The organism is Pedobacter polaris (assembly GCF_005116505.1).
In the GTDB taxonomy this organism is placed as follows: domain Bacteria; phylum Bacteroidota; class Bacteroidia; order Sphingobacteriales; family Sphingobacteriaceae; genus Pedobacter; species Pedobacter polaris.
Window position 1 is genome coordinate 192748 of record NZ_SWBR01000004.1, and the last position, 16875, is coordinate 209622.

Here is a 16875-nt window from a genome sequence, read left to right on the forward strand (position 1 = left end):
TTTCAGAACATTTGAAAAGCAAATGCAGTAACATTTTTTAAGATTAGTCGGGCTTTTTATTTCAAGTCCGCGGCTCTTTCGATAGCTTCCTATCGTATGGACACAAATCTGAAAATCTGACGTCATTCCCGTGCAAACGGAATCCCGAAGGGCTAATCGTAAAACGTTATGTATGTCTATTCGGCCTTCTATAGCATTAAGATTGCCAGTCGAGCTGGCAATGACGCCATAAACAAAGTCAAATAAAGATGTGAGTCCGTTTAATTTAAATAAAAAAGGCCTCCAAATTATTTGGAGGCCTCAACCTTATGGCAAAATGAAAAGCCTATTTTAAAAAGAGTAATTCACGGAATTTTGGTAATGGCCAAACGCTATCATCAACAATTTGCTCTAATTTATCAACGTGATAACGAATGGTGTCAAAGTAAACTTTAACTTTTTCGTCATAACTAATTGCTTTATCACGACTGTCTTCAATTGCATTTGTTTTTTTGCGTTCTTCTAACATCGCATCGATATTAGTTTTAACAATGCCAATATGCTCAGAAAGTGTATTGATAATTGCCAATGGAGTTGCAATTGCTTCTTTGCTTAAGCCTAAGTCTTTTAAACCTTTTGCATTCTCAATCAAAATGTTTTGATAAGCAATTGCAGCTGGTAAAATTTGGCTATTGGTCACGTCGCCCATTACACGAGCTTCGATTTGTAATTTTCTGAAGAAACTTTCTAATAAAATCTCATGACGAGCGTGTAACTCACGTTTGCTGAAGATATTAGTTTTAGTAAATAATTCAGTTGATTTATCGCTTACATAAGCATCTAAAGCTTTTGGAGTAGTTTTGATGTTTGATAAACCACGTTTAGCAGCTTCATCAGCCCACTCTTGGCTATAACCATTTCCTTCAAAACGGATATCTTTAGATTCTTTAATGTATCTTTTGATAACTGTTAATAAAGCAACATCTTTTTTATCGCCTTTTTTAATCAATTTATCTACGTCTACTTTAAATTTAGTTAACTGATCTGCAACGATTGCGTTTAAAACAGTCATTGGAGCAGAAGAGTTAGCAGAAGAACCTACCGCTCTTAATTCGAATTTGTTACCAGTAAAGGCAAAAGGAGAAGTACGGTTACGATCTGTATTGTCTAAAGTGATTTGAGGGATTTTAGGAATACCTAACCACAAACCATTATCTTCTTTAGTTTTTTTGCTGATACGAGAATGCTCGATTTCATCTAAAATCTCATCTAATTGTTGACCTAAGAAGATAGAGATAATTGCTGGTGGAGCTTCGTTAGCACCTAAACGGTGATCGTTGCTTACTGAAGTAATACTTGCTCTTAATAAATCTGCATGCTCATAAACAGCTTTAACTGTATTTACGAAGAATGTTAAGAACATTAAGTTGTTTTTAGGCGTTTTTCCAGGAGCTAATAGGTTTTTACCAGTGTCTGTAATTAACGACCAGTTGTTGTGCTTACCAGAACCATTAATGCCTGCGTACGGTTTTTCGTGTAATAATACTTTGAAGTTATGACGACGAGCAACTTTTTCCATTAAATCCATCAATAATTGATTGTGATCAATAGCTAAGTTGATTTCTTCGTAAATAGGCGCACACTCAAATTGAGAAGGAGCTACCTCGTTGTGACGAGTTTTTAAAGGAATACCTAATTTTAAAGCTTCGTTTTCGAAATCTACCATATAAGCAAATACACGCTCAGGAATAGAACCGAAATAGTGATCTTCTAATTGTTGTCCTTTAGCAGACATGTGTCCGAATAAAGTACGACCAGTCATTACTAAATCTGGACGAGCATTAAATAATGCAAGATCTACCAAGAAATATTCTTGCTCAATACCCAATGAGGCATTTACTTTAGTGATGCTTTTATCGAAATATTGACAAACATCTACTGCAGCTTTATCCATTGCAGCTAATGCTTTTAATAAAGGTGCTTTATAGTCTAAAGATTCTCCTGTATATGAAATAAATACAGTTGGGATACAAAGTGTTTTACCAGCTTTGCTTTCCATGATAAATGCTGGAGAAGAAGGGTCCCAAGCTGTGTAACCACGAGCTTCGAAAGTATTACGGATACCACCGTTAGGGAAACTAGAAGCATCTGGTTCTTGTTGAACTAACGCACTTCCAGCAAATCTTTCAATTGCTCCGTCGCCACTAGGCTCAAAAAACGAATCATGTTTTTCTGCAGTAGAACCAGTTAAAGGTTGAAACCAGTGCGTATAGTGAGTAGCACCTTTAGCCATTGCCCAAGTTTTCATAGCTGATGCGATTTGGTTAGCATCGTCAGCATTAATTAATTCACCTTGGCCTATAGTAGAGATTAATTTTTCGTAAACTTCTTTAGACAAGAAGTCTCTCATCTTTTTCTTATCAAAAACATTCGAACCGTAAAAATCAGAAATTTTTGATGAGGGTGCCTGAACTTCTGGAGAAATTCTATTTTGCGCCTCTTTTAGAGCAATTGTTCTTAGACTTTTCATTGATTTGTTTAAATTTTATTCAAAAATAGAAATTTTTATCAAATTTTTCAATGAAAATTCAAATTTTTAGTAAGTTTTTAATGTTTTTTCTTAAAAATGGCGTAAAAATGGTAAAAATGTTCAAAAATTTAAAAATGTGTAAAAAATCAATATTTACTCTTTTAAAATATTTTTGAAATTCTTTATGGAATTGTGAAACAACTAACATCATAGTTAAAAAAACTAAAGCTATGTTTAACAACTCATCAAGTTTATACAACAGCGAGTGGCTTGCTCTTGTATTCAGTAACAGAAACAAAAACTACGGTGCTTATGTGCTAAGAACCGAATCTTCGAACATTATGGTAAGGGCTTTATTAATTGTAGTGCCGGTGTTCGTAATGCTATTTGTTGGGCCTATGATTTATGCACAGCTCAAACCTGCAACGGATACGGCTATTCAGGTTACCATAGATACTCAAGATCCAAACATTATTCATGATATGGAAAAAATTGAGCCGAAGAAAGAAGAAGCAAAAAAAGAATTGCCTAAAGCGAAACCAATTATAGAGCAGGCAAAGTCAATTAATATGAGCGCTAACCTTGTAGTTACAGATAAGCCAGTAGCTGTAGAACCACCAACTACGGCTGAAGTTGAAACTGCTGTTATTGCTAGTGTAACAACTGAAGGAGTAGAAGGTAAAGGTAATTCGCAACCCACTGAATCGACTACAGGTGGTGGAGGCGGTAACGGAACTGCAGAAGTTGCTGACAATATTATATATACTGTAGATGGCTTAGAAAAATTTCCAGAGTTTCCAGGTGGAATGGCGGCCTGGTCTAAGTTTATACAGAAAAATCTTCGTTATCCATATATGGCTCAAGAAACTGGAGTACAGGGTAAAGTATACATCAGTTTTGTTGTAGAAAAAGATGGTTCTGTATCTAATGTTTCATTAATGAGAGGTATTGGTGCAGGCTGTGACGAGGAAGCGATTAGGGTAATTAAAAAATCTCCAAAGTGGATACCTGGTATACAAAATAAATCTTCGGTAAGGGTACGTTATAATATGCCTATCAATTATACAATATCCCAATAGAAAGAAAATAAGTTAGGGTTAAGGGGAAGCGGTGAACAAATTGTTCATCGCTTTTTTTAATGGGTTAGTCTTGAGAAAACCATTTCTCATACCACATTTGGAATTGTAGTATTAGCCAAACTTTTTGAGCATTATAAGTGCTGCTGTTGCTATAAAAAGCAGCTTTTATTTTTTGTACTTCACTAACATTTAATAGGTTATGTTCTTTAAGCCTTGCTGGAGCTAGGTAAGTTTCAACCAATGGTTTAAATGATGTTTTTAACCATGATGCAAGTGGGATCACAAATCCTTTTTTTGGATCATGCATTAAGCTTTCGGGAATATATTTGTAGGTAATTTTTTTTAGCAAATACTTCTGCTGCCCATTTTTTAGAAATAACTCAGGATCTAGGGTTGATAAATAATCAATTAAATCTGTTTTTAGCAGAGCGTCTCTATTTTCTACACCATAATACCTAAAACACTTATCGTTTCTAACTAAAATATTATTAGGCAAATAATGATGTAGGTCGTAAATTAATAGGTCTTTTATGCTACTGGCTTGCTTTTTTGGTTTTTTTTCGAAATTATAATCACTATTTAAAAGTACATTGATTTGATTTGTAGTGAAACAGGCATTTATAGCTAGGTATTTATTTAGTAAACTATCTGCCTCAATTGCCTCTTTCATTTGAGGTTGGGTGTATTTCAAGAAACCGAGAATAGTTTGCTTAATGATTTTTGGAAGGTTTGTATTTAATAGGCCATTTAGCTTTAAGGCTTTTGCATAAGTTCTGTAGCCTCCAAACATCTCATCTCCACCTTCAGAGCCTAATAATACCTTAACCTCAGCACGAACTTCATTGGCAATAAAAGCTAGTGGAATAGCACTGCTATCGCCAATAGGTTCATCAAAAATAGAAGAGAGGTTTTTTACAATGGTAAGTGCCTTTTCTTTATCTAAATAAAACTCCTTATGATTTGTTTTTAAATACGCGGCTATGTTTTTTGCCCTTGATGCTTCATCAAGTTTACTGTCTTTAAAACCTATGGTATAAGTTTTTATTCTTTTGCTCTGGTTTTTTTGAAGAATAGCTGCAACGGTAGAGCTGTCATAACCACCACTTAACAAAACTGCTATTGGTACTTTGCCCACATTTCTTTTTAGAATTGATTCTGTTAAAAGTTCTTCAATTCTTGCCAAAACCTGCTCTTCAGTTTCTGTACTATTATTATCAGGTTTTAATTTGAATTTTACGAGTGGACTATCGTAACTATTGCCACTATGTAAATCTATTGTAGTTAAATTTCCTTTTTTAAACCTGTAAATATCTTTGTAAATGGTTTCTTCTTCTATGAAATAACCGTACCTGAAAAAGGTAGACATTGCATTTTTATTAATACTTTTATGAACAGGGGGCAAAGCCAATAATGCCCTAATTTCTGAGGAATAGGCATAAAAACCTTTTTGTTTAATATAATAAAGTGGTTTGGCGCCTAAATCATCTCTCGCTATCAATAACAAGCTCAGTTTTCTATCTACTAATGCAAATGAGTAGGAGCCATCTAATAATTCAAAGGCTTTGTTTCCCCATTTTTTATAACACTCTAAAACAACTTCAGTATCTGATAGGGTAGAAAATATAACCCCATATTTAATTAAGCTTTCCCTAAGCTCTAGGTAATTATAAATTGTTCCATTTATGGTAATGGTATAATTGCCACAGTTTGAGGTTAATGGTTGTGCGGCTTTTTCACTTAAATCTATTGTTGGTTGCCTTGCATTTGCTAAACCTAGTGTATAATGGTCTTTTTGGTCAAAAATAATCCCTGTTCCGTAATCACCTAGATGTGTTAATGTAGCAGATGCATTTTTAAGGTCAGTTTCACTAATGCTATGGTTGTGATCAATAAATCCAGTTATTCCACACATAAGGATGTTCGCTTGTTACAGGCTTGGTTTTGGATGAGCTATTTGGTTATTAAAATCTATAAACAATATATTGTTTGGAGTAGATCCTATATTTTCAAACATACAAATATTTACCTAAAATACTGTACTATGGTGTTGTGCGAAATGATTTTTTATGGAAATAATTTAGGCTTACTTGCTAAATATGATTAAATAAAAAAAGCCATCTTTTCAAGATGGCTTTTTTTCAGATTGACTATTTGTTTTCAATCCATTTTCTTGCGTTTACAAATGCTTCCATCCAAGGAGAAACTTCGTCTTTTCTTCCTTTTGGATAATTTGCCCAATGCCATTGAAATAATGAACGTTCAATATGTGGCATCATTACCAAATGGCGACCTGTGTGGTCACACATCATTGCGGTATTATAATCTGAACCATTTGGAGCGGCAGGATAAGTTTCGTAAGCATATTTTGCTACAATATCATACTGATCTTCTGCATAAGGTAAGCTAAATCTTCCTTCGCCGTGTGATACCCAAACACCTAAAGTGCTACCCGCTAAGGTTGATAGCATCACCGAATTGTTTTTAGCTATAGTTAAAGAAGTAAAAATACTTTCGTGCTTGCCACTTTTGTTATGTAGCATTTTCGGCTTTTCTGCATGGTCTTTGTTAATTAAGCCAAGCTCTACAAAAAGCTGACAGCCATTACATACACCAACAGACAGTGTATCTTCTCTACTAAAGAAGTTTTCTAAGGCTAAACGTGCCTTATCGTTGTACATAAATGCACCTGCCCAACCTTTTGCCGAACCTAAAACATCAGAATTAGAGAAGCCACCGACAGCGCCAATAAATTTAATATCTGCTAATGTTTCTCTGCCCGAAATTAAATCTGTCATGTGCACATCTTTCACATCAAAACCAGCTAAGTACATTGCATTAGCCAACTCACGTTCAGAATTACTTCCTTTTTCGCGAATAATTGCCGCTTTTGGTCTTGGTTTAGTATAATCAATTATTGGTTTTTTACCATCAAATTGAGCTGGGAAGCTATACTTTAAAACATGGTTTTTGTAATTGCTGTAACGTTCTTTAGCTAAACCATTTCCTGTTTGTTTGTTATCTAATAAGTAAGAAGTTTTAAACCAAACATCACGTAAATGGTCAATGTCAAAACTGAAATTATCATCAGCATTTTTAACTGCTAATGTAGCTGCTGAAGTAACCTTCCCAATTTTATGGAAGTTGATATGATTTGCTGAAAGGATAGTTTCTACGCTTGAATCAGCTTGAAAAACGATACCGATATTTTCTGAAAATAATAATTTGATACTATCTGCTTCACCCAAAGCAGATAAATCTAATTCGGCACCTAAATCACGGTCTGCAAAACATAATTCTAATAAGGTAGTGATTAAGCCACCGCTACCAATATCATGACCTGCTTGAATTTTTTCGTCCTTAATTAATTGTTGTAGGGTGTTAAAAGCAGTTTTAAATTGACCCGCATCCTTCACATCAGGAGTTATATTTCCGATTCTATTTAAGATTTGGGCAAATGATGAACCACCTAATTGATAAGCGTCATTAGAAAGATTAATATAATAAATTGAACCACCTTCTTTTTGTAAAACCGGTTCAACTACCTTCGTAATATCATCGCAATTAGCACCTGCCGAAATAATTACGGTTCCAGGAGCAATAACATCACCATCTTTGTATTTCTGTTTCATAGAAAGTGAATCTTTTCCAGTTGGAATATTGATTCCCAATTCAATAGCAAAATCAGAACAAGCTTTTACCGCTTCATATAATCTTGCGTCTTCACCTTCGTTTTTACAGGCCCACATCCAGTTGGCAGAAAGCGAAACAGATTTTAATCCTTCTTTTAACGGAGCCCAAACCAAGTTTGAAAGTGATTCGGCAATGGCTATTCTACTCCCGGCACCGGCATCTATTAAAGCAGATAGGGGAGCATGGCCAACTGAAGTGGCAATACCCTCTTTGCCTTGAAAATCTAATGCCATTACCCCACAATTGTTTAAAGGTAGTTGTAATGGTCCAGCACATTGTTGTTTTGCAACCCTGCCTCCAACACATCTATCAACTTTGTTGGTTAACCAATCTTTACTGGCAACGGCTTCTAATTGTAAAACCTGTTCTAAATAAGTATTAAGTTGTGTTTTGTCATAATCAATAGACTGGTATTTCCTATCTATTTTTTGATCATCCATTACCACCTTAGGAGAACTGCCAAACATGTCTGCAAGTTCTAAATCCATTGGTTTTACGCCAGTAGTAGCAGATTCGAAAGTAAAACGATGATTGCCTGTTACTTTTCCAACGGTATACATTGGAGAGCGCTCACGATCAGCAATTTTTTGTAATGTTTCAATATGTTCATTGCCAATAACTAGTCCCATTCTTTCTTGAGATTCGTTACCGATAATTTCTTTAGCAGAAAGTGTTGGATCACCCACTGGAAGCTTATCTAAATTAATCTTTCCGCCTGTTTCTTCTACTAATTCAGAAAGACAGTTTAAGTGGCCGCCTGCACCATGATCGTGGATTGAAATAATAGTATTATGGTCGCTTTCTACCATACCACGAACTGCATTTGCCGCACGTTTTTGCATTTCTGGATTTGAACGTTGAATGGCATTTAATTCAATTCCTGTTCCATGTTCGCCAGTATCTGCAGAAGAAACTGCAGCACCACCCATTCCAATTCTATAATTTTCGCCACCAAGAATAACAATGTTATCTCCTTCTTGGGGTTTTTTCTTTTGTGCCTGACTAGCCTTACCATATCCAACACCACCTGCCAACATAATTACTTTATCGTAACCTAATTTACGTGAATGCTCTACATGTTCGAAAGTTAAAACAGATCCAGTAATTAGGGGTTGTCCGAATTTATTACCAAAATCCGTAGCACCGTTAGATGCTTTGATTAAAATATCCATTGGTGTTTGGTACAACCACTTTCTTTCTTCTACACCTTTTTCCCAAGGGCGATTGTCTTCCAAACGAGATAAAGCCGTCATATAAACAGCTGTTCCGGCTAAAGGTAATGAACCTTGTCCGCCAGCTAAACGATCTCTAATTTCGCCTCCAGAACCAGTAGCTGCACCGTTAAAAGGTTCAACAGTAGTAGGGAAGTTGTGTGTTTCTGCTTTTAAAGAAATTACAGATTCAAAATCACTTGTGGTATAATAATCAGGTTCATCTGCACGCTTTGGGGCAAATTGCTGTACAACTGGACCTTTAATAAATGCCACATTGTCTTTATAAGCAGATACAATGTCGTTAGGGTTTGCTTCTGAAGTTTTACGGATTAATTTGAACAATGAAGAAGGTTGTTCTACACCATCAATTACAAATTTGCCATTAAAAATTTTATGTCTACAGTGTTCGGAGTTAACTTGAGAAAAGCCAAAAACCTCAGAGTCTGTTAAAGCTCTACCTAGTTTTTTAGCTAATGAATTTAAATATTCTACTTCTTCATCACTTAAAGATAAGCCTTCTTGCTTATTGTAAGCGGCAATGTCGGTAATTTCAAGAATTGGCTCTGGCTTAATGTTAATGGTAAAAACATCTTGACCAATGTTTTCATATTTTTGAGAAAGCATAGGGTCGTAGCCAGAAAAATCTTCAGCTACCTTTTCAAATTCTTCAATTCTGATGATAGCTTGGATGTCCATGTTTTGGGTAATTTCTACCGCATTGGTACTCCAAGGTGTAATCATAGCTGCTCTAGGGCCAACAAAAAAACCGCTTAATGTAGTCTCAGTTTGTAATCTGGCACCGCCGAATAACCATTCTAATTTTGTAATGTTTGCAGTGGATAAGGATTTTTCTGTTTGTAAAACAAAAACTGCATTGGATTGGCTTAAGAAGAAGTGAATCATGCCCGCAAATTTAAGGTTAAAATTTTAAAAATGGGAGATTAATGCTAATATTATTACATGATTTTGGTTTTTTTAGCCGCAGATTTGCAGATTAGGTTTAGCCTGTTTGTTCTGCGTATCAGCGCCTATTAATCGTATAGTTTTTATTACTTTTGGGCATGTTAAATCGCATCCATCATATAGCTATAATTTGTACTAATTATTCAGTTTCTAAAGATTTTTATGTTAACAAACTTGGTTTTAAAATTCTAGCTGAGGTTTATAGAGAAGAGAGAAAATCTTACAAGTTAGATTTGGCTATAAACGGAGTGTATCAGATTGAATTGTTCTCCTTTGAAAACCCAGCTCAGCGCCCATCTAGACCAGAAGCTGCTGGTTTAAGGCACTTGGCTTTCGAAGTTGATGATGTTGAAAGTGTAATTGAAGAATTAAATGCAAAAGGAATTGAGACAGAGCCTATTCGCATTGATGAATTTACTGGTAAGCGATTTACTTTTTTTACTGATCCAGATGGTTTGCCCTTGGAGCTTTATCAAAGTTAATTCGTACTGTCATTCCGAATTGGAGGAATCTATTAAGAGGAGTTCGATTAAATAGATTCTTCGCTTCGCTCTGAATGACAAAACAAATAGAAATAAAGATTGGAAATTTCCTAATGAGTATATTCAAATTCAAACAATTCGAAGTAGATCAAACTGATTGTGCCATGAAGATCAATACCGATGGGGTATTGTTGGCAGCAATTGCAGAAAGCATTGATCCAAAACAAATTTTAGATATTGGAACAGGTACTGGAGTTATCGCCTTAATGCTTGCCCAACGTTTTCCTGAAGCACTAATTGAAGCTGTTGAAATTGATGAACAAGCATCGGCAACTGCAAAAAGAAACTTTCAATCTTCTGTTTTTAGTAATCGATTAATCGTTAACCATACAGCAATAGAACAATACAATAATGCTAAGCAATTTGACTTAATCATCTCGAACCCTCCGTTTTTTGTGAACGATTTAAGAAATTCTGAAGAAAAGAAAGGCATCGCTAGGCATACCAATGAAGTCTTTTTTCAAGATTTAATTACTAAAGTGGCATCGCTTTTAAATACTAATGGAAGCTTTTGGTTTATTTTGCCAGTAAAACAAGCTGAACTCTTAATAGAAAAAGCTAAAGACTTTAGGTTTTCAGCTGCAAAAATAATTCAATTACATTCTGATGTTTCAAAACCTGTGTTTAGGTATATTGTTAACTTAGCTAAGAGTAAAGTTGACACAAAAATTGAACACTTTTACATTTACGAAAGTGAGAAAGTTTATACCCAAGCCTATAAAAAGCTATTAAAAGACTTCTTTTTGGGATATTGATTTGCTAGCTGCACGATATTTAGTAGTTTAGAGAAGTTAATATAAACATCCCAAAAATGAAATTTCCTTTACTCTGTCTGCTAAGTTTTTCGATATCAATCGCATCATTTGCACAAGCTAAAAAAGCTGAAACAACCGACCAACTCGCTGGCCTCGATTCGCTGCTAAATAAGGTGTTAAATGATCAACATGCTGCTGGTTTTGCAGTTGCGGTAGTAAAAGGCAATGAGGTAATTTATAGCAAAGGTTTTGGCTATCGCGATGTAGAACATAAAAAACCCGTTACGCCGAACACGCTTTTTGCTATTGGTTCAAGTACCAAAGCATTTACAGCTTCTTTACTCGGCTTGTTAGAAAAGAATGGTAAACTGAAATTAGACGATAAAGCCACTAATCATCTGCCAGCATTGCGTTTTAATAACGATGAAATGAATAATCAAATTACTATACGTGATTTAATGGCGCATAGAACCGGGCTTACCAGGTACGATTATTCGTGGGTATTGTTCAATACTGCTAACAGAGATAGCATTATTTCTCGAGTTAAATATATGGCCCCTAGTGCGGGAGTTCGCCAAAAATGGTTCTATAATAATTTTATGTATTTGGCACAGGGGATGATTGTAGAAAAGATAAGTGGTAAAACTTGGGAACAAAACATTAAAGAAAAGTTTTTTGATCCACTAGAAATGACCCGTTCAAATACTGATCTCAAAGCTTTTCAAAATGACAGCGATGCAGCTTTGCCCTATGTAACTGTACAAGATAGTGTGATTAAAAAGATAGATTATTACAATATCAATGGCATGGGGCCTGCAGGGAGCATAAACAGCAGTGTAAATGACATGGCTAATTGGTTAAAGGTGTGGGTTAGTGGTGGATATTATAATAAAAAAGAAATTTTACCTAGTAGCTATGTTGCAGAAGCTGCAAGTGCTCAAATGGTAATGAGCGGTGGCTTGCCAAATCAACATAAGGATGTTTTTTTCTCTAATTATGGCTTAGGATGGATGCTTAGTTCTTACCGTGGACATTATTTAGTGGAGCATGGTGGTAATATCAATGGTTTTTCTGCTAATGTTGCGTTTTTTCCAACAGATGGAATTGGGATTGTAGTGTTAACTAACCAGAACGTTTCGCAAGTGCCAGATGTGGTGACTAACTCAATTGCCGATAGAATTTTAAAGTTAAAACCCATCGATTGGAATGGTGAAGCAAGCGCTCGGGCAAAAACAGCGAGTATAAATGAAAAACAAATAAAAAAGAATACCAAGAAGGAGTTGATTTTAAATACTAACCCTTCACATCCCTTAAATAATTATACAGGATCGTTTGAGAATCCAGCCTATGGTTTAGTTAAATTAACGGTAGAAAAGAACGTGGTTTATGCCGTTGCAGGTGATAATAAGTTACTACTTAAACACCTGCATTATGATGTTTTCGAGCCACGCTCAGTAGATAAAAATGGGGTTGTTGATACTACATCAAATAAAATGCTATTTAATTTTGTGAGTAATAATGAAGGTAAAATCAGTGGTTTAACCATTCAGCTCGACACAGATAGAGAGCCAGTTTTATTTAATTTTAAGCCAGAGGTTAAAAAATTAAACCTAAAGGAGCTAGAAGATCTAACGGGAGAATATTCTTTAGGGCAGGTTATAGTTAAAGTTTCTCTAAAAGGAAATACTTTGTTCGTATTTGTTCCTGGTCAGCCAGAATATGAAACCGAAAATGTTAATGGAGATACGTTTAACTTAAAAACCTTAAATGGGTATAGTGTTAAATTTGAGCTTGTACCCAATAAAAAAGCACCTTCTTTAACATTTATTCAGCCCAACGGTACCTTTAAAGCTTTAAGAAAAAATTAACTGCGTGAAAAAAATAGGTTTACTTTCAGATACTCATGGTTACTTAGATGATGCTGTGTTCAAATATTTTGATGACTGTGATGAAATTTGGCATGCAGGAGATTTTGGGGCAGGGGTTGCAGAGCCCTTGGCAAAGTTTAAACCCTTGCGTGGCGTGTATGGCAACATAGATGGAAAAGAGATCAGGGCTGCATACCCAGAACATTTAAAATTTAACTGCGAAAATGTAGCGGTTTGGATGACCCATATTGGTGGTTATCCAAATCATTACGCCCCTCAAGTAAAAGCAGAGATTTACACTAAGCCACCAATGCTATTTATAAGTGGTCACTCACATATTTTAAAAGTAATTTACGACGATAAAATTAAATGCTTGCACATTAACCCCGGTGCTGCGGGAAAACATGGTTGGCATAAAGTAAGAACTTTGATTCGTTTTTGCATTTCAGAAGAAAAAATACATACCTTAGAGGCCATAGAATTAGGGAATAGATAACGTATAAAATACACTAAGTACATATGGCTGGAATAAAAACACTGGGTCAATTCATTATTGAGAAACAATTAGATTTTCCTTATGCTAAGGGCGAACTTTCAAGGCTTTTGAGAGACATTGGCATTGCTTCTAAAATTGTAAACCGTGAAGTAAATAAAGCAGGCTTAGTTGATATTTTGGGAGATGCTGGCACCACAAACATACAAGGAGAAGAGCAGAAAAAGCTTGATATGTATGCAAATGAACAATTTATTGCTGCTTTAACCAGTGGTGGCGAATGTTGTATTGTGGCAACTGAAGAAGAAGATGAGTTTGTACCCATTGATTCCCCAGTTTCTAAAAACGCGAAATATATTGTGTGTATAGATCCCTTAGACGGTTCATCCAATATTGATGTAAATGTAGCTGTTGGTACTATTTTCTCTATTTACAGACGTAAATCTGTAGATGGTGATGCCACATTAGCCGATGTTTTACAAAAAGGTACAGACCAGGTTGCTGCCGGATATGTGATTTATGGCTCATCAACCATGTTGGTATATACTACTGGAAAAGGAGTGAATGGCTTTACCTTAGATCCATCTATAGGTGAATTTTGTCTCTCTCATCCTAATATGAAAATACCTGAAGATGGCATTATCTATTCTATTAACGAAGGTAATTACGTACATTTTCCTGATGGGGTTAAAAAGTATCTAAAATATGCACAAGTAGAGGATTTAGCTACAAGAAGGCCTTATACTTCGAGATATATTGGCTCAATGGTAGCAGATATTCACCGAAATTTAATTAAAGGCGGAATTTATATCTACCCTACAACTGCGGCTTCACCTAATGGTAAATTAAGGCTTTTGTATGAGTGTAATCCAATGGCATTTATTATTGAACAAGCTGGCGGAGTGGCTTCTGATGGTTTCAATAGGATTTTAGATATCGAACCCATAGAGTTACATCAACGTACTTCCATCTTTATTGGCTCCCCTAAAATGGTTAAAATGGCCGAAAACCTAATGGCAGAATTCTCTCCAGTTCTTCATACCATTAAATTAAATACTGATGAGAAGTTAGAAGAGCTTGGTATAGTAGGGGGGATAGATTAGACCAGTTTACTTATCAATTTTCAATTAACTTTTACAACTTAGTTTGTTCACCTAAGTAACTAGGAAAACGGATTGGATGCCTTATCTTTGCAAAAAAAAATAATTGGATGAAAAAAACAGAAGAATTTCCAGCTTTAGCCTATGTTGTTACGACTTTAACGAAAGCAATAGCAGATTCGAAAGTAGAGCAAGGATCAGCAAATGAATATACAATTAAGGATGGAAATGATGAGATACATCTAAAACAAGCATCAAGTCTCAATGATAATTCAATATTGATCACAGATAAAAGGAACATTATTTTCAGTGAAGACTTATTAGAAACCTTAAAGCACATTCACAATAGTGTAAAAGGAGATGATATCCTAAAAGCTTCTTTAAAAAACACAACTATTATCATCAACGGATTGGATATTGAGACTGAATTGGTATTTCAAGCAGTTAAAGATTTTTTAGATCAATTAAGTAATAGCTACCAATTTATGCAAACTGTTGAAAGTAGTGTCACTAAAATTGGCACAGGGTTTAAGTTTGGTAAACATATTTTTAGGTTAAACATTACGAATGAACCACAGAAAGTTATAATAGAACCAAGATTTGTTGAATCTTTTGATGCCACTATCCAAAAAACTATTTCTGAAGATATGATTAAAGTTCAGCTGGCTGTAAATAAGATGTTTAAAGTAAATTAAACATCAGTAATGCATTTAAGTCAAAGTCTTATGTCGTAAGCAATTATGATATAAGACTTTGTCTTTTAAGGCTAATGGATGAATGTTTTAGCCCCATTTTAACAATGAAGAATAGCTACCCGTTTGATTGTTATTAGATCAGTTTTATAGCAGGTTGTTCTGTTTCTTTTCAGCTTCAAAAAAAGTATCGATAGCCAATTGACTTTTATTTTGCGAGGCGGCTACAGCCAACCTGTCGCATCTTTCATTTTCTGGATGGTCATTGTGTCCTTTGATCCATACAAATTTAATTTGATGGAGTTTATGTTGAGCAAGATATTGTATCCATAGGTCTTTGTTCTTTTTGTCTTTAAAAGCCTTTTTAACCCATCCAAATACCCATCCTTTTTCTACAGAATCTACAACATATTTAGAATCTGAGTAAATGGTAACCTGTTGTCCGGGATTTTTTAAGGCTTTTAATCCTTCAATTACAGCCAATAATTCCATTCGGTTATTGGTAGTTAACCTAAAACCACCACTCAATTCTTTTTCGTGGATGCCAGAACGTAAAATAACACCATAACCGCCTGGCCCTGGGTTACCGCTTGCTGCGCCATCTGTATAAATTTGTATCATAAACTAAGCAAAGCTAGCTTTTTACATCGTAATTTGAGCTTGGAAGGTTAAAATCAATAAAAATTTAAAATTCAATCTATTGGTTTTTAATCAATTAAAATATTGTGTGTTGAAATTTTTAAAAAAATTTGATTAGCTTATTAAAAGTCGTACTTTTGTAACTCTGAAAAAACACGGTGGTTGTAGCTCAGTTGGTTAGAGTATTGGTTTGTGGTGCCGAGGGTCGTGGGTTCGAGCCCCATCAGCCACCCCTAGTTTTAAAGCAGTTCTGAAAAGAGCTGCTTTTTTTGTTTACAGCGTTTATTTTTAATTAATTATACATGAAAACTTCTACTTAAAGATGGTTCGGTATTTTGAAGTAAAAAATATTTATTTTTTCAAAAGTGCGTTTTTAAGCAGTTGAAGACTATTTTTCTGGTTCGAGCCCTCGACATTTAGTTCGCCTATAAGCTGTTTTTATGCTAAGTTTAAGTTTTTTAAATATGTTAGTAATGATAAAATCAAATGTCAAAAAAATAATTTGCTTGGATTAAGATTATTCCATTGCCCCTACATCATCTATAATTAGTAAATTGGCCTCCTTTTTTGTATTTTTGAAGGAATTAGGATTGTAAGAAAATGACAGTGAATCCTCTTTTGGATGAAGTAGAAATCCTGGTTAAAATAGCGGGAGGGGATCAGCGTGCCTTTACCATTCTATTTAAGCATTACCAGCGTTTTGTGTTCAGTTTTAGTAAAAAGATCACTCATTCAGAAGAAAGTGCGGATGAGGTCGTACAGGACATCTTTCTGAAGATCTGGCTGGCACGGGAAAATTTACCGCAGGTGAAGAATTTTGGCGCTTACCTGAATCGAATAGTGCGTAACCATTCGCTGAATGTGGTGCGCCAACATTTGCAACAGACGAAGTCAGCCGGAGAGTTTAGTAAGACCTTTTCCGAAGCCGATGAATCGACCATCTTGCAGCTTAATTACAATGAGACCAACAACCTGTTGAACCAGGCCATAGCGGAACTGTCCCCACAACAGCGAATGGTGTACCGGTTATGCCATCAGCAGGGGCTGAAATACGATGAGGCTGCCGCCCAGATGAATATCTCTTCCCAAACGGTTAATGCTTATATGAAAGATGCGCTAAAGAAAATCCGCATCTACTTTAAAAAGCATGCAGTTGTTTATCCGCTTTTAATCCTGAGCCTCTTCGATAAGCATCACTTTTAGGCCAGGTATAAAAATTATTGTTCTGATTTAAAATGAGTTGTGATTAATTTTGTTCCTCACTACCCTATAAGCTGAGACAGCAGGTGTCAATATTATTAAATGGTTAATTTATTATTAACCAAAGGATA

At 35.3% G+C, this 16875-nt stretch carries 12 protein-coding genes and 1 tRNA gene; 9 read left to right on the top strand and 4 right to left on the bottom strand.

Translation table 11 applies throughout. The features are described from left to right. Positions 1-325: 325 nt before the first annotated feature. A complete protein-coding gene (locus tag FA048_RS15580; RefSeq protein WP_136842785.1) occupies positions 326-2509 on the bottom strand; it encodes a glutamine synthetase III family protein in 2184 nt (727 codons plus the stop codon). Positions 2510-2739: 230 nt separating this feature from the next. Here FA048_RS15580 and FA048_RS15585 point away from each other — a divergent pair, with 230 nt between their 5' ends. Further along, positions 2740-3588 carry an energy transducer TonB gene (locus FA048_RS15585; RefSeq protein WP_136842787.1) on the top strand — a complete coding sequence of 283 codons (849 nt, stop codon included), beginning with the start codon at positions 2740-2742 and terminating at the stop codon, positions 3586-3588. A 64-nt stretch (positions 3589-3652) separates the two neighbouring features. Here FA048_RS15585 and asnB read toward each other — a convergent pair whose 3' ends face one another. Beyond that, complete coding sequence (gene asnB / locus FA048_RS15590) at positions 3653-5500, bottom strand: asparagine synthase (glutamine-hydrolyzing) (RefSeq protein ID WP_136842789.1); 1848 nt, start codon at positions 5498-5500, stop codon at positions 3653-3655. A 235-nt stretch (positions 5501-5735) separates the two neighbouring features. After that, positions 5736-9395: a phosphoribosylformylglycinamidine synthase gene (gene purL / locus FA048_RS15595; RefSeq protein ID WP_136842791.1), complete on the bottom strand. Its 3660-nt coding sequence runs from the start codon at positions 9393-9395 to the stop codon at positions 5736-5738. Positions 9396-9553: 158 nt separating this feature from the next. Here purL and gloA2 point away from each other — a divergent pair, with 158 nt between their 5' ends. The 6 genes from gloA2 (at position 9554) to FA048_RS15625 (ending at position 14908) form a co-directional block, all read left to right on the top strand. Next, entirely contained in the window at positions 9554-9937 is a 384-nt protein-coding gene (gloA2, locus tag FA048_RS15600; RefSeq protein ID WP_205943507.1) for an SMU1112c/YaeR family gloxylase I-like metalloprotein, read from the top strand. 113 nt (positions 9938-10050) lie between these two features. Further along, complete coding sequence (locus FA048_RS15605; protein ID WP_136842797.1) at positions 10051-10752, top strand: tRNA1(Val) (adenine(37)-N6)-methyltransferase; 702 nt, start codon at positions 10051-10053, stop codon at positions 10750-10752. A 56-nt stretch (positions 10753-10808) separates the two neighbouring features. Next, entirely contained in the window at positions 10809-12620 is a 1812-nt protein-coding gene (locus tag FA048_RS15610) for a serine hydrolase (RefSeq protein WP_136842799.1), read from the top strand. A gap of 4 nt (positions 12621-12624) precedes the next feature. Then, positions 12625-13116 (top strand): metallophosphoesterase family protein, encoded by a 492-nt coding sequence (locus FA048_RS15615; protein WP_136842802.1) that lies wholly within the window; start codon positions 12625-12627, stop codon positions 13114-13116. A 23-nt stretch (positions 13117-13139) separates the two neighbouring features. Then, positions 13140-14216, top strand: coding sequence for a class 1 fructose-bisphosphatase (fbp, locus tag FA048_RS15620; RefSeq protein WP_136842804.1), 1077 nt, complete (start codon positions 13140-13142; stop codon positions 14214-14216). Between the two features lie 107 nt (positions 14217-14323). Then, a complete protein-coding gene (locus FA048_RS15625; protein ID WP_136842807.1) occupies positions 14324-14908 on the top strand; it encodes a hypothetical protein in 585 nt (194 codons plus the stop codon). Positions 14909-15052: 144 nt separating this feature from the next. Here the strand turns inward: FA048_RS15625 and rnhA are convergent, their stop codons facing one another. After that, positions 15053-15526: a ribonuclease HI gene (gene rnhA, locus FA048_RS15630; protein ID WP_136842809.1), complete on the bottom strand. Its 474-nt coding sequence runs from the start codon at positions 15524-15526 to the stop codon at positions 15053-15055. A 176-nt stretch (positions 15527-15702) separates the two neighbouring features. Here rnhA and FA048_RS15635 point away from each other — a divergent pair. Both FA048_RS15635 and FA048_RS15640 read left to right on the top strand, forming a co-directional pair. Beyond that, a tRNA-His gene (locus FA048_RS15635) sits at positions 15703-15776 on the top strand. A 368-nt stretch (positions 15777-16144) separates the two neighbouring features. Beyond that, entirely contained in the window at positions 16145-16747 is a 603-nt protein-coding gene (locus FA048_RS15640) for an RNA polymerase sigma factor (protein ID WP_136842812.1), read from the top strand. Positions 16748-16875 lie beyond the last annotated feature (128 nt).

What these genes read in the sequence shown, in the direction of transcription:
- FA048_RS15580 (WP_136842785.1), bottom strand. Translation starts at nt 2,509, where the DNA reads ATGAAAAGTCTAAGAACAATTGCTCTAAAAGAGGCGCAAAATAGAATT.
- FA048_RS15585 (WP_136842787.1), top strand. Translation starts at nt 2,740, where the DNA reads ATGTTTAACAACTCATCAAGTTTATACAACAGCGAGTGGCTTGCTCTT.
- asnB (WP_136842789.1), bottom strand. Translation starts at nt 5,500, where the DNA reads ATGTGTGGAATAACTGGATTTATTGATCACAACCATAGCATTAGTGAA.
- purL (WP_136842791.1), bottom strand. Translation starts at nt 9,395, where the DNA reads ATGATTCACTTCTTCTTAAGCCAATCCAATGCAGTTTTTGTTTTACAA.
- gloA2 (WP_205943507.1), top strand. Translation starts at nt 9,554, where the DNA reads ATGTTAAATCGCATCCATCATATAGCTATAATTTGTACTAATTATTCA.
- FA048_RS15605 (WP_136842797.1), top strand. Translation starts at nt 10,051, where the DNA reads ATGAGTATATTCAAATTCAAACAATTCGAAGTAGATCAAACTGATTGT.
- FA048_RS15610 (WP_136842799.1), top strand. Translation starts at nt 10,809, where the DNA reads ATGAAATTTCCTTTACTCTGTCTGCTAAGTTTTTCGATATCAATCGCA.
- fbp (WP_136842804.1), top strand. Translation starts at nt 13,140, where the DNA reads ATGGCTGGAATAAAAACACTGGGTCAATTCATTATTGAGAAACAATTA.
- FA048_RS15625 (WP_136842807.1), top strand. Translation starts at nt 14,324, where the DNA reads ATGAAAAAAACAGAAGAATTTCCAGCTTTAGCCTATGTTGTTACGACT.
- rnhA (WP_136842809.1), bottom strand. Translation starts at nt 15,526, where the DNA reads ATGATACAAATTTATACAGATGGCGCAGCAAGCGGTAACCCAGGGCCA.
- FA048_RS15640 (WP_136842812.1), top strand. Translation starts at nt 16,145, where the DNA reads ATGACAGTGAATCCTCTTTTGGATGAAGTAGAAATCCTGGTTAAAATA.